Here is a 13,193-nt window from a genome sequence, read left to right on the forward strand (position 1 = left end):
CGTGAACACCGCCGCCGCGTTTGCCGATTTCCGCAGTTATCCGCTGATCAGTGCCCTGACCGCCGTGCATCCGCTGGCGGATCGCCTCGAGGTGTATTGGGCGGACGGGCGCATCAGTCCGTACCACCACGTGTGGCTGCGGGACAACTGTCCGTGCCCGCAGTGCGTGTACACGGTGACCCGTGAACAGGTCCTGGAAATCGTCGATGTGCCCGAGGACCTGGCACCCGCCGCCATCCGCATCGACGACAGCGGCTGCCTGTGCATCGACTGGCAGGACGGCCACGCCAGCCGCTTCGACCCGGGCTGGCTGCGGGCCCATGCCTATGACGATGAGTCGCGCATCGAGCGCCAGGCCGGCAAACCGAAAAGCCGGCTGTGGGACAGCAGCCTGGCGTTGCCGGTGTTCGAGTTCGCCGCGCTGAAGGAAGATCCGCAGATTCTGCTGCAATGGCTGGTGGCATTGCGCGACACCGGCCTGACCCAGGTGCGTGGCGTGCCCACCGAGCCCGGCTCGTTGTCCGAGGTGGCGAAGCTGATCGCGTTTATCCGCCAGACCAACTTCGGCGTGCTGTTCAACGTGCAATCCAAGGCCGACGCCGACAGCAATGCCTACACCGCCTTCAACCTGCCGCTGCACAGCGACCTGCCGACCCGCGAGCTGCAACCGGGCCTGCAATTCCTGCATTGCCTGGTGAACGATGCCGAGGGCGGCGAGAGTATTTTCGTCGACGGATTTGCCATTGCCGACGCGTTGCGCCGGGAGGAGCCGGCGGCGTTTCGCGCGCTCTGCGAGATTCCCGTGGAGTTCCGCAACAAGGACCGTCACAGCGACTACCGCTGCCTGGCACCGATCATTGCCCTGGACAGTCTCGGCCAGGTCAGCGAGATCCGCATGGCCAACTTCCTGCGCGGGCCGTTCGATGCCTCCAAGCAACAGATGCCGGTGTTGTACGGTGCCTACCGGCGCTTTATCGCCATGACCCGCGAAGCACGCTTCCGCATCATGCAGCGACTCAACCCGGGCGAACTCTGGTGCTTCGACAACCGCCGCACCCTGCACGCGCGCAACGCCTTCGACCCGGCCACCGGCGCGCGACATTTCCAGGGCTGCTATATCGACCGGGATGAATTGCTGTCGCGGATCCTGGTGTTGCAGCGTTGAGTCCGCGATAGTCCGACACGGGGCCCATCTCGAGTTGGACTATTTTGTGGGGCGCAGGGTGTCAGTTACCCCGCGTTATCGTTAACGGCCATCGCGAGCAAGCTTGCTCCTACAGTTTCGCGGCGTGCGCGGTATTGGCCAACGACCGATATCCTGTAGGAGCAAGCTTGCTCGCGATGAACGATAACGCGGTCCGCCTATTGAACCCGATCCAGCTGTTTCATCACCCGCTGCTCCACCACTTCCAGTACCTCGCAACCATCATCCAGCAACGCGTACACCACCTCCAGCACATGCCGGAAATCCTGCTCATCCAGATTGTTGATCGTGGCACAGGCCAGGGTTTGCGAAAGATCGCGCAACACAACCATAGCCCAAGCCACCTCGTGGCAGTTGCAGCGTCATGAGAGTATCGACCGCCCACTCCTGGCGTACCTGCTTCAGGTCAATGGCACGCTCGGCAACGTCATATCCAGTTCCTCTGAGCGATACCTATTGCCTCAACAGCAAACATGACCCATACAAACACCCCGTCCGGAGACATCGCCCTGGCCGCGGCCTTTCAGCAACTGATGCAAGTAGTGCTGAACATCCGGGGGACGGGTGTCTCGCTCAAGCAGGTTCAGCATGCACCTGTCTTCAGCTATCTGATGACGCCAAAACAATTCGACAGGATCAGAAAGATCTGCAGGCAACAAGGCTGGCCTGTACCGAATCGACGTGGGATCCTGATCGATCTGTTCGCCATCGCCCACCCCTTGGAATCACGGGAAACCAAGGACCACTGCAGCCCCGAACAGGCGTTGGAGATTTTGACGAACGCCTACTCTCCCTACAGCCAGATCGGGCTCAACAAGCCCAAAAGCGCGCAGGGGATTATCTTCAATACGGGTCGGAAGGTAAGGGTAGGCACCGCGAGCTACTATGCCCTGGCGGTCGTGAAGGTCTGTCAGGAAGGCACCGAAAAATACTTGGCCCCGGTCACCGCTTATCATGCGACCGAGGCCAAGATTCGAAACATCAGTTGACTACGAGGAAGGACGGCCTTTCAGACAAGTCTCCCGCACTTAAGCAGAACAACCCAAACGCCTGCAATTTCCCTTCATGTGACCCTGGTTCATCTGGGCCTTCGCAGCTCCGCCGACAAATTTTCTGCTGTCTGCGTAGTCATGATCAATGCTAAGCAACTACCGCTCGAATCGCAACCACCTTCGGCTGAGCGGGTGCCCCCCTGTTCCCCAGGCAAAAAAAACCCCGATCAAGCCGTGACAGGATCGAGGTGAGAGAGTGTCTTCAGCAGTTGACTGTCGAGAGGGTGACCAAACCATCGACGAAGCCTGCTGGGATCCAGTGTGCCCACTCCCCCCGCCTGCGAGTTAGTCGAAAACGACCTGTTCATAGGTATGCGAGCCACTGCGACAATCTGCCCTTGCCGACACTCCCGGTGCCTACCAGAATCGAGACACGATCACGCCCTGAATAGGACAAGCGCCATGATGTACGCGGATTTGATTGACCAGGAAGACCTGCTGGGCCAACTGAAGTCCCTCGGCCTGCAAGTGCCCAACGGTGCCTCTGCCGAGCAGGCCTGCGAATGTGCGGTACGCGGCCTGGATGACGCGCGAGCCTATGAGCTGCGCAAGATGGTCAAGGAGATGTACACCAGCAGCGCGACGATCCTGCCGGCGGTGCGCCAGGCCATCGACAAGCAACTGCTGCCGGCGCTGGCGGAATATCAGCAGAGCCGACCGACCTGATTCAGGAGCGGCGGCTGGGCAATTGAAAACACAACGAAACCTGCAGGAGCCGAATTGCTGGCGATAGCGGTGGTGAATGTCACATCGCAATCCCCCGCAAGCCGGCTCCCACAGGTACGGTGTCTAAGCGCAAGATAGCGTCAAGCCCAGGCCCCTGCGAGGCTCAGCTTCCAGGCGAGTCGGTCAGAGCCTCACACTGGCAAACGTCGACTCGTTGCGCGCCTGGCTCAAGGCCGACATCGGCCCGGACAACGGTGCCAGGACCAGCGCCTGCGGAATCGGCATCATCGCCACCTGCTGGGTGGTGTTGGAGCCGACGCGCTCGTCACGCGGCGGAATACCGAAGTACTCGCGGTAGCACTTGGAGAAGTGCGGCGTGGAGACGAAGCCGCAGACCGACGCCACTTCGATGATCGACATCGGCGTCTGCTTGAGCAACTGCCGCGCCCGGATCAGTCGCAGCTTGAGGTAGTAGCGCGACGGAGAGCAGTGCAGGTACTTCTGGAACAGCCGCTCCAGCTGCCGACGGGACACGGCGACATACACCGCCAGTTCGTCGAGATCGATCGGCTCTTCCAGGTTGGCTTCCATCAGCGCGACGATTTCCTGCAGCTTCGGCTGGTTGGTGCCGAGCATGTGCTTGAGCGGCACGCGCTGGTGATCCTGTTCGTTGCGGATACGTTCGTAGACGAACATCTCGGAGATCGCCGCCGACAGTTCACGGCCGTGATCGCGGCTGATCAGGTGCAGCATCATGTCCAGCGGCGCGGTGCCGCCGGAGCTGGTGAAACGGTTGCGGTCGAGGGTGAACAGGCGGGTGCTCATGGCAACGCGCGGGAAAGCTTCCTGCATCGACGCCAGGCATTCCCAGTGCACGCTGCAATCGAAACCGTCGAGCAGGCCGGCACAGGCCAACGCCCAGCTGCCGGTGCACACCGCGCCAAGGCGGCGCGACTGGCGGGCCTGGCTCTGCAACCAGGACACGTGTTCACGGGTCACGGTGCGCTGGATACCGATGCCGCCGCAGACAATCACGGTGTCCATCGCCGGCGCTTTGTGCATGGAGGCATCGGGTGTGATCTGCAAGCCGTCGCTGGCCCAGACCTGTCCGCCGTCAACACTCAGGGTTGTCCAGCGATACAGCTCGCGACCGGACAGTTGGTTGGCCATGCGCAGCGGTTCGACCGCGGAAGCCAGGGAAATGAGCGTGAAATTGTCCAACAGCAGGAAGCCGATGGATTGAGGCGCACGGTTCTGGGGCTGGGCCCCGGACTGGAACGACGTCATCGCGATATCTCCTCACACAAAGCGGGTGATGGCCTCAGGCGGAGGCTCTTGTTATTGCCCTAGTCCCTATAGGAAAAGGTGCTTTGTAATGACAGAGCAATTGCCATGCCTAAAGTTGAATGCGTATTCAATAACTCCTGAAAACGACATGCCGGCGTGTCTATATAGCCCCTGCCAGGAGTGCGGGTTATAAGCGTGGGAAAGTTCTGTAAGCGCCCTGCTTCGGCGGTTTGAGCAAATCGGTAGCACTTGTGTTTCGGGCACGGGAAAGCGCCGGGCGGGAGTGTCACCGCAAGCACGGTCGACCGGCGGTAACGGGGCACGATCCTGGTTGTGCCCGCGGTGTTTCAGTTATCTGTTTGCGACGCGCCAAAAGGTGGCGCAGCGCTGTGTCGATGGGCAATTAGTGCCCATGCAGGCCATGTCCCGCCCGACGCCTTCGGGGGCAAGCCCCCTCCCACAATGTGCCCGGGGTAAAGCCCCGATCCCGGGTAAGACGCATAACCTGTGGGAGCCGACATGCCAGCACCCTCGGCTGCATGCGGTCCACTGTGGGAGCTGGCTTGCCAGCGAAAGCGCCAGAACAACCACTACATCGTCCGGATCAACACTCCACCGCGCTGACCGCCAACCCACCCCGTGAAGTCTCTTTGTATTTGTCGTGCATGTCGGCCCCGGTATCGCGCATGGTGCGGATCACCCGGTCCAGGGAAATGAAGTGCTGGCCGTCGCCGCGCAAGGCCATCTGGGCGGCATTGATCGCCTTCACCGCGGCAATCGCGTTGCGCTCGATGCACGGCACCTGCACCAGCCCGCCGACCGGGTCGCAGGTCAGGCCGAGGTTGTGTTCCAGGCCGATTTCCGCGGCGTTGCAGAGTTGCTCCGGCGTCGCCCCGAGAATCTCGGCCAGCCCCGCCGCGGCCATGGCGCAGGCCGAGCCGACTTCACCCTGGCAGCCCACTTCGGCCCCGGAGATGGACGCATTCTTCTTGCACAGGATCCCGACCGCCGCCGCTCCCAGGAAGTAGTCGACGACATTGGCGTCGGTCACCGCTTCGCTGAACTTCATGAAGTAGTGCAACACCGCCGGAATAATCCCCGCCGCCCCGTTGGTCGGTGCCGTCACCATGCGCCCGCCGGCGGCATTCTCTTCGTTGACGGCGAGGGCGAACAGGTTGACCCACTCCATCGCGCTGAGGGTCGAGCCGATCACGTTCGGCTTGTTCAGCTCCTGCAGGCTGCGGTGCAACTTGGCCGCGCGCCGACGCACATTCAAACCACCGGGCAGGATGCCCTCGTGCCTGAGGCCCTGTTCGACACAATCCTGCATGGCGCGCCAGAGCTTCATCAGGCCGCTGCGGATCTCGTCCTCCGAACGCCAGACCCGCTCGTTGGCCATCATCAGTTCCGCCACCCGCAGGTTGTGCTTCTGGCACAACTCGAGCAGCTCGACCGCACTGGAGAAGTCATACGGCAGCACGGTCTGGTCCATATCCGCGACACCGCTGGCCGCTTGCGCCGCATCGACGACAAAACCGCCGCCGACCGAATAGTAGGTGTCGCGATGCAGCTCGCCGGCAGCATCAAAAGCGACCAGGGTCATGGCGTTGGGATGGAACGGCAGGTTCTCGTCGATCAACTGCATGTCGCGCGCCCAGACAAAGGGAATCGGCAGGCGATTGTCGAGCAGCAGCGTGTCGGTTTCGCGCAGGGTGGCGATGCGCAGGCCGATCTGCGACGGGTCGATGGCGTCCGGCCACTCGCCCATCAGGCCCATGATCACCGCGTTGTCGCTGCCGTGGCCGATGCCGGTGGCCGACAGCGAGCCATAGAGCTGCACCTCGACCCGCCGGACCTGCTCCAGGGCGCCGCGCTCACGCAGTCCCTGAACGAACAGCGCCGCCGCCCGCATGGGCCCCACGGTATGGGAGCTGGACGGGCCGATGCCGATCTTGAACAGGTCGAATACGCTGATTGCCATGACTGTGACGCCCTCTGGATGCAGGTTCCAGGCGTTGAAACGCCTGGTGGCGGAGCTGCTACGCTGTAGGCGCGATCCGCCGGGATGAAGGCATCATCAGCCTTTTGAATCGGGGTTCGACGTCTGGCACCGACGCACTCATGTCCATCTACGCCAGGCGCCGCCGACAGGCTTTTTTCGGCGTTCTTTTGCGGCTCAGGGAGGGAAAAAGCACCGAAAAAATCTGTAAACGACCTCACCGACACTGGATGCGACCCTCCCTGTACTGGATACGACGCACCCTGTAGGCGACATATTCAGGCTGGTACATGATCAGTCTCGACTCGATTGCAAGGCACCGGGGTAGAGCTGTCCTCGAAGCCTCCAACCGCAACAGAACAATTAAGCGCGATCGTCCAGTCGGACACTGCCAAGAAAAAACACATAGGAGTCTACCCCCATGAAAGGTTCCCCCTCGTTGTTGTTGGCCGCCATGCTGAGTCTCCCGCTGCTGGCCCAGGCCGCAGAACCGGCGCAGTGCAGTACCGTGAACTTCTCCGATGTCGGCTGGACGGACATTACCGCCACCACCGCCACCACCAGCGTCGTGCTCGACGCTCTCGGCTACAAGACCAAGACCACGATGATTTCCGTGCCGGTGACCTACAAGTCCCTGGCCGACGGCAAGAACATGGACGTGTTCCTCGGCAACTGGATGCCGACCATGGAGAACGACATCAAGGCCTACCGCGACGCCGGCACCGTCGACGTCGTGCGCACCAACCTCAAGGGCGCCAAGTACACCCTGGCCGTGCCCCAGGCGCTGTATGACAAGGGCCTGCATGACTTCGCCGATATCGCCAAGTTCAAGAAGGAACTGGACGGCAAGATCTACGGCATCGAGCCGGGCAACGACGGCAACCGCCTGATCCAGACCATGATCGACAAGAATGCCTTCGGCCTGAAGGACGCCGGCTTCAAGGTCGTCGAATCCAGCGAAGCGGGCATGCTGTCCCAGGTCGACCGCGCGCAGAAACGCGACACCGCGGTGGTCTTCCTCGGCTGGGCGCCACACCCGATGAACAAGCGCTTCAAGATCCAGTACCTGACCGGCGGCGACGACTTCTTCGGTCCCGACTTCGGTGCGGCCACCGTGGCGACCAACACCCGCAAGGGCTACGTGCAGGAATGCAGCAACGTCGGCCAGTTGCTGAAGAACCTCGAATTCACCGTCGACATGGAAAGCTCGCTGATGGGCAACATCCTCGACGACAAGATGAAACCTGAAGCCGCGGCCAAGGCCTGGTTGAAGAAGAACCCACAGGTACTCGATACCTGGCTGGCTGGCGTGACCACCATTGACGGTAAACCTGGCCTGGACGCCGTGAAAGCCAAGCTCGCGCAATAACCGCCGACGCCGGGCGGGTCCGCCCGCCCGGGTCTGCATTTATTCCCCCGCATGTGGACGTTCAATACCATGCTGACTGAACATAAAATCCCTCTAGGCCAGTACATCGCCGCCTTCGTCGAATGGTTGACCAAACACGGTGCCAACTATTTCGATGCGATCGCTTCGACACTGGAAACGATGATCCACGGCGTGACGTTTGCGCTGGCCTGGTTCAATCCGCTGGCATTGATCGCGCTGATTGCCGTGATCGCCCACCTCATCCAGCGCAAATGGGGCCTGACAGCCTTCGTGGTCGCGTCCTTCCTGCTGATCCTCAACCTGGGATACTGGCAGGAAACCATGGAAACCCTCGCCCAGGTGATGTTCGCCACCCTGGTCTGCGTGGTCATCGGCGTGCCGCTGGGCATCGTCGCCGCACACAAGCCGATGTTCTACACCCTGATGCGTCCGGTCCTCGACCTGATGCAGACCGTACCGACTTTCGTGTACCTCATTCCGACCCTGACCCTCTTCGGTCTCGGTGTTGTACCCGGCCTGATTTCCACGGTGGTGTTCGCGATTGCCGCGCCCATCCGTCTGACGTATCTGGGCATCCAGGATGTACCGCAGGAATTGATGGACGCCGGCAAGGCCTTTGGCTGCTCGCGCCGTCAGTTGCTCGCACGAATCGAACTGCCCCACGCCATGCCGAGCATCGCTGCCGGTATCACCCAGTGCATCATGCTGTCGCTGTCGATGGTGGTGATCGCCGCACTCGTGGGTGCCGATGGCTTGGGCAAACCCGTGGTCAACGCACTGAACACCGCTGATATCGCCTTGGGCTTCGAAGCCGGCCTGGCGATCGTATTGCTGGCAATCATGCTCGACCGTATCTGCAAACAACCCGACGCACAGGTAAGGGGTGACGCATGAGCATCATTCGCTTCGACAAGGTAGACGTTATCTTCTCCAAGAACCCGCGTGAGGCCCTCGCGCTGCTGGACAAAGGCCTCAAGCGGGAAGAAATCCTCAAGAAGACCGGACAGATCGTCGGCGTCGAGAATGCCAGCCTGGAAATCGAGAAAGGCGAGATCTGCGTGCTGATGGGCCTCTCCGGTTCCGGCAAGTCCAGCCTGCTGCGTTGCATCAACGGCCTGAACACCGTCAGCCGTGGTCACTTGTTCGTCGAGCATGAAGGCCGACAGATCGATATCGCCAACTGCACCGACGCCGAACTGAAGATGATGCGCACCAAGCGCATCGCCATGGTGTTCCAGAAGTTTGCCCTGATGCCCTGGCTGACGGTGCGCGAGAACATCAGCTTCGGCCTGGAGATGCAGGGTCGTCCGGAGAAGGAACGACGCAAGCTGGTGGACGAGAAGCTGCAACTGGTCGGCCTCGAGCAATGGCGCAACAAAAAGCCCGACGAGCTGTCCGGCGGCATGCAGCAACGGGTCGGACTGGCCCGCGCCCTGGCGATGGACGCCGATATCCTGCTGATGGACGAACCGTTCTCGGCCCTCGACCCGCTGATCCGCCAGGGCCTGCAGGACGAGTTGCTGACCCTGCAGAGCAAGCTGGCGAAAACCATCGTGTTCGTCAGCCACGATCTCGACGAGGCGCTGAAACTGGGCAGCCGCATCGCGATCATGAAGGACGGCCGGATCATCCAGTACAGCAAGCCTGAAGAAATCGTGCTCAATCCGGCGGACGAGTACGTGCGTACCTTCGTCGCCCACACCAATCCGCTGAACGTGCTCTGCGGACGCAGCCTGATGCGCACCCTGGACAACTGCAAGCGCGTCAACGGCTCGGTCTGCATCGATCCGGGCGGCGACTCGTGGATCGACCTGGCGGAAGGCAACACCATCAAGGGCGCCCGCCAGAACGGTGCCAGCCTGAACCTGCAAAGCTGGGTACAAGGCCAGTCGGTGGAGGCCCTGGGCCGCACCCCGACCCTGGTGGATTCGAATATCGGCATGCGCGACGCGCTACAGATCCGCTACCAGACCGGCAACAAGCTGGTACTGCACGACAACAACAAGGTGGTCGGGATCCTCGGCGACAGCGAGTTGTATCACGCGTTGCTGGGCAAGAACCTGGGTTGAGACAGATGCAAGAACGCCGCGAATGGATCGCGGCGTTCTTGTTTTCGGGGGCTAGCACTGAACCGGTAGGAGTCGGGCTTGCCCGCGATGAGGTCATGGAGCCTTGCACGGCCCTCAGGGTCGCCATCGCCGGCAAGCCGGCTCCCACAAGGGACCGGGCTTGCCCGCGATGAGGCCATCGAGTCTTGCACGGCCCTCAGGGTCGCCATCGCCGGCAAGCCGGCTCCCACAAGGGACCGGGCAAGACGAAGGTTCGTGGCGCGCAACCGATCTGTGGGAGCCGGGCTTGCCAGCGATGAGGCCATCGAGTCTTGCACGGCCCTCAGAGTCGCCATCGCCGGCAAGCCGGCTCCCACAAGGGACCGGGCAAGACGAAGGTTCGTGGTGCGCAACCGACCTGTGGGAGCCGGCTTGCTGGCGATGAAAACAACGCGGTGCAACGGATGCACCGCGTGCCTTCAACCTCAGCTGTAAACCCGGCCAAGGAGCTGCCGATGGCTTTCGAACTGATCGAGCACATCACGGGTGATCTGCTCTTGAGTGAACCCCATCAGGTCGTACTCCTGGCTGCCATTGTGCAGGTAGACTTCGGCACGGTAGTAACGGGCCCGCACTTCGGATTCCGCACCTTCGACCTGGGCCGACTCACTCGGCGCCGCCAGGTAGCCGTCCAGGCTCACTTCGTAGACGAAGGGATTGCCTTCCTCCATCTCCACCCGCAGACCGATCAGGCTCTTGGCCTTGCCCAGTTGCGTCTGCACCGTCAGGCCCAGGTTGCGCAGCTGTGCGGCCGCCTCGACCAGCGCCGGGCTGACCTGCTTGTCCATGTAGCGCTGAACGATCGCCTGGGTCGGTTGCAGGTCCAGCGCGCTCAACCGCTCGCTGAAGCCGCGACGACCACGGGCCGCCAGTTCGGCCTGTTCGTTTTCGATCTGCACATCCTGGCGCATGGCCTTGTGCAGGCCGAACATGAAGAAGACCAGCACCACGGAGAACGGCAGCCCGGCCAGCACCACCATGGTCTGCATGGCTTCGAAGTTACCGGCGAACAACAGGCCGATGGTCACCAGGGTGATCACGGCCGACCAGAAGATCCGCAGCCAGTGCGGGGCATCCTCGTCGACCTGGCCGCCTTTGCACGACAGGTTGGCCATCATCACCGCGCCGGAGTCCGCCGGGGTCAGGAACAGCACGAAGCCGACAAAGATCGACACGCCAATGACGACTTTCGACGCCGGGTAGTGTTCCAGCAACTGGTAGATCGCCATGGACGGCTGTTCCAGCGCCGTCTTGCCCAGCGCCACGGCGTCATGGTTCATCACCAGGTCCAGGGCCGAGTTGCCGAAGATCGACAGCCACGCCAGGGTGAAACCCAACGGGATCAGCAGGACGCCGGCCACCAGTTCACGCACCGTGCGACCACGGGAAATACGCGCGATGAACATGCCCACGAATGGCGCCCAGGAAATCCACCAGGCCCAGTAGAACAGGGTCCACAGGCCCAGCCAGCGGTCGGACTTCTCGGCGTCGTTCTCGTACACGTAGAGGTCGAAGGTCTTCAGCACCACGCCGTTGAGGTAGTCGCCGATGTTCTGCACGAAGCCGTTGAGCAGGTGCAGGGTCGGGCCGAACAGCAGCACGAAGATCAGCAGGCCGCTGAACAGCACGATGTTCAGGTTGGACAGGCGGCGGATGCCGTTTTCCACACCGGACACGGCGGCAATGGTCGCCACGGTGCTCATGACGATGATCACGATCAGCAGGTTGGTGTTGCTGTGGGCCATGCCGAACAGGCTTTCCAGCCCAGAGGACACCTGCATCGAGCCAATGCCCAGGTTGGTCACCAGGCCCAGCAGGGTGACGAACATGCCGAAGCCGTCCACCGCGTGCCCGGCCGCGCCCTTGACCCAGCGCTCGCCCACCAGCGGGTACAGCGCCGAGCGCAACGCCAGCGGCTGGTTGTGCCGATAGGCGAAGTACGCCACGGCCAAGCCCACCAGCGCATAGATCGCCCAGCCGTGCAGGCCCCAGTGCAGGAAGGTCAGTTGCAGCGCCTGACGTGCGGCCGCATGGCTGCCGGCCGCGCCTTCCGGCGGATTGAAATAGTGGTCCAGCGGCTCGGAAGCACCGAAGTACAGCAGCGAGATACCGATCCCCGAGGAAAACAGCATACCGGCCCAGGCGCCGTAGCTGAAGTCCGGGGTGTCCTGCTTGCTTCCCAGCTTCAACTTGCCGTAGGACGAGAACGCCAGCCCGACGACAAACACCAGGTAGGCGGCGATCACCACCATGTAGTACCAGCCGAAGCTGCGCGAGAGCCAGGCCTGGGCCACGCCGAGCAGTTTGCCAGCCTCTTGCGGGGCGATGATCAGGATGGCGGTGAGCAACAGAATCAACGCGGTCGAGGTGTAGAACACCCAACCGTTGACCCGCACCTTTTCGGCAGGGGTCTTTATAAGAGAGGCAGAACTCATTGCACAGATGCTCCAGGCAGTGCGGGAGAAAGACACAAGGCAACACGGCACCCGGCCAATCGGTTAGTTGGCAGCCGACCAGCGGGTGATATAAAGACACCCCGAAAAAACCCCGGCCCCGCGGGGATTGCGCCTGAACCGGCGCGCCAGGACCCTGTGCGAAAAATGATCGCGCTGCCGGGTGCCTTTCGTGCCTGCTCGCAACGTCCGTCTTCGCCTGCGCAGAGTGTCTGCCCCGCGGGTCCGGTGTTTTTTCGGAGGTCGTTTTTCCGTCAGCTACATGTAGGAAAAACCTGTAGGCAGCGACGATTTGTCGCAGATCTTATTCTTTGTTGATTGAACGTTCAATCAAAACAAAATAGACTGGCCCACGAGCCGGTAGCCGTTCTACGTCTGCCGGCGGGCCTAAGGAGAGGTGCACGATGCCCAAGGTCGGTATGCAACCCATACGCCGCCAGCAATTGATCGAAGCCACCTTGACGGCGGTCGATCAGGTCGGGATGGGGGACGCCAGCATTGCGCTGATCGCCCGTTTGGCCGGTGTCTCGAATGGCATCATCAGTCACTATTTTCAGGACAAGAATGGCCTGATCGCCGCCACGATGCGGTATCTGATGAACGCCCTGACCGAGAACGTCGCCGCGCGCCGCCAGGCGCTGACAGATGACAGCCCGCGGGCCCATCTGCAGGTGATTATCGAAGGCAACTTCGACGCCAGCCAGGTCAATGGCCCGGCAATGAAAACCTGGTTGGCCTTCTGGGCCACCAGCATGCACCACCCGTCTTTGCACAGGTTGCAGCGGATCAACGATCACCGTCTGTATTCCAACCTGTGTTGCCAGTTCCGCCGCGTCCTGCCGCTGCCCGCAGCCCGCAGCGCGGCACGGGGACTGGCAGCGTTGATCGACGGTTTGTGGTTGCGCGGCGCGTTGTCGGGAGACGCTTTCGACACCGCGCAGGCGCAACGGATCGCTTACGAATACATGGATTTCCAACTGGCTAAGCAGGAGCGCTAGAGCACCGAGAAACGCTCGGCACCTGAACGACTGCCG

11 protein-coding genes are annotated in these 13,193 nt (G+C 61.9%); 7 read left to right on the forward strand and 4 right to left on the reverse strand.

Features of this window, described 5'->3' with window-relative positions:
• The first annotated feature begins 1 nt into the window (after position 1).
• Positions 2-1,165, forward strand: coding sequence for a gamma-butyrobetaine dioxygenase (locus KI243_RS30295; protein ID WP_017128338.1), 1,164 nt, complete (start codon positions 2-4; stop codon positions 1,163-1,165).
• A gap of 197 nt (positions 1,166-1,362) precedes the next feature.
• On the opposite strand, the gene KI243_RS30300 is transcribed toward KI243_RS30295, so the two are convergent.
• Positions 1,363-1,536: a hypothetical protein gene (locus KI243_RS30300; RefSeq protein WP_017128337.1), complete on the reverse strand. Its 174-nt coding sequence runs from the start codon at positions 1,534-1,536 to the stop codon at positions 1,363-1,365.
• Between the two features lie 141 nt (positions 1,537-1,677).
• On the opposite strand from KI243_RS30300, the gene KI243_RS30305 reads away from it, so the two are divergent.
• Together KI243_RS30305 and KI243_RS30310 are read left to right on the forward strand one after the other, a co-directional pair.
• The gene (locus KI243_RS30305; protein ID WP_017128336.1) at positions 1,678-2,193 is read left to right on the forward strand and encodes a hypothetical protein; all 516 of its coding nucleotides are present in this window, start codon (positions 1,678-1,680) and stop codon (positions 2,191-2,193) included.
• Between the two features lie 465 nt (positions 2,194-2,658).
• On the forward strand, positions 2,659-2,922 hold the full coding sequence (locus KI243_RS30310) for a hypothetical protein (RefSeq protein WP_017128335.1): 264 nt from the start codon (positions 2,659-2,661) through the stop codon (positions 2,920-2,922).
• A 183-nt stretch (positions 2,923-3,105) separates the two neighbouring features.
• Here KI243_RS30310 and KI243_RS30315 read toward each other — a convergent pair whose 3' ends face one another.
• Both KI243_RS30315 and KI243_RS30320 read right to left on the reverse strand, forming a co-directional pair.
• Positions 3,106-4,209, reverse strand: a complete 1,104-nt coding sequence (locus KI243_RS30315; protein ID WP_017128334.1) for a GlxA family transcriptional regulator — start codon at positions 4,207-4,209, stop codon at positions 3,106-3,108.
• 604 nt (positions 4,210-4,813) lie between these two features.
• Entirely contained in the window at positions 4,814-6,190 is a 1,377-nt protein-coding gene (locus KI243_RS30320) for an L-serine ammonia-lyase (RefSeq protein WP_103032705.1), read from the reverse strand.
• Positions 6,191-6,629: 439 nt separating this feature from the next.
• Here KI243_RS30320 and KI243_RS30325 point away from each other — a divergent pair, with 439 nt between their 5' ends.
• The 3 genes from KI243_RS30325 to choV all read left to right on the forward strand — a co-directional run bounded on the left by KI243_RS30325 (position 6,630) and on the right by choV (position 9,667).
• Entirely contained in the window at positions 6,630-7,577 is a 948-nt protein-coding gene (locus KI243_RS30325; protein ID WP_017128333.1) for a choline ABC transporter substrate-binding protein, read from the forward strand.
• 69 nt (positions 7,578-7,646) lie between these two features.
• A complete protein-coding gene (choW, locus tag KI243_RS30330) occupies positions 7,647-8,492 on the forward strand; it encodes a choline ABC transporter permease subunit (protein WP_017128332.1) in 846 nt (281 codons plus the stop codon).
• Entirely contained in the window at positions 8,489-9,667 is a 1,179-nt protein-coding gene (choV, locus tag KI243_RS30335; protein ID WP_017128331.1) for a choline ABC transporter ATP-binding protein, read from the forward strand. The genes choW and choV overlap by 4 nt, the downstream gene beginning before the upstream one ends.
• A gap of 464 nt (positions 9,668-10,131) precedes the next feature.
• On the opposite strand, the gene KI243_RS30340 is transcribed toward choV, so the two are convergent.
• On the reverse strand, positions 10,132-12,084 hold the full coding sequence (locus KI243_RS30340) for a BCCT family transporter (RefSeq protein ID WP_244861921.1): 1,953 nt from the start codon (positions 12,082-12,084) through the stop codon (positions 10,132-10,134).
• Between the two features lie 479 nt (positions 12,085-12,563).
• Between KI243_RS30340 and betI the strand changes: the two genes are divergently transcribed.
• On the forward strand, positions 12,564-13,157 hold the full coding sequence (gene betI, locus KI243_RS30345) for a transcriptional regulator BetI (protein ID WP_017128329.1): 594 nt from the start codon (positions 12,564-12,566) through the stop codon (positions 13,155-13,157).
• Positions 13,158-13,193 lie beyond the last annotated feature (36 nt).

It is taken from the genome of Pseudomonas sp. Ost2 (genome assembly GCF_018326065.1).
GTDB classification, from domain to species: Bacteria; Pseudomonadota; Gammaproteobacteria; order Pseudomonadales; family Pseudomonadaceae; genus Aquipseudomonas; species Aquipseudomonas gingeri.

Excerpts from the sequence above, each read along its gene's own strand:
- KI243_RS30310 (WP_017128335.1), top strand. The coding sequence starts at position 2,659 with ATGATGTACGCGGATTTGATTGACCAGGAAGACCTGCTGGGCCAACTG.
- betI (WP_017128329.1), top strand. The coding sequence starts at position 12,564 with ATGCCCAAGGTCGGTATGCAACCCATACGCCGCCAGCAATTGATCGAA.
- KI243_RS30325 (WP_017128333.1), top strand. The coding sequence starts at position 6,630 with ATGAAAGGTTCCCCCTCGTTGTTGTTGGCCGCCATGCTGAGTCTCCCG.
- choV (WP_017128331.1), top strand. The coding sequence starts at position 8,489 with ATGAGCATCATTCGCTTCGACAAGGTAGACGTTATCTTCTCCAAGAAC.
- KI243_RS30300 (WP_017128337.1), bottom strand. The coding sequence starts at position 1,536 with ATGGTTGTGTTGCGCGATCTTTCGCAAACCCTGGCCTGTGCCACGATC.
- KI243_RS30315 (WP_017128334.1), bottom strand. The coding sequence starts at position 4,209 with ATGACGTCGTTCCAGTCCGGGGCCCAGCCCCAGAACCGTGCGCCTCAA.
- KI243_RS30305 (WP_017128336.1), top strand. The coding sequence starts at position 1,678 with ATGACCCATACAAACACCCCGTCCGGAGACATCGCCCTGGCCGCGGCC.
- KI243_RS30320 (WP_103032705.1), bottom strand. The coding sequence starts at position 6,190 with ATGGCAATCAGCGTATTCGACCTGTTCAAGATCGGCATCGGCCCGTCC.
- choW (WP_017128332.1), top strand. The coding sequence starts at position 7,647 with ATGCTGACTGAACATAAAATCCCTCTAGGCCAGTACATCGCCGCCTTC.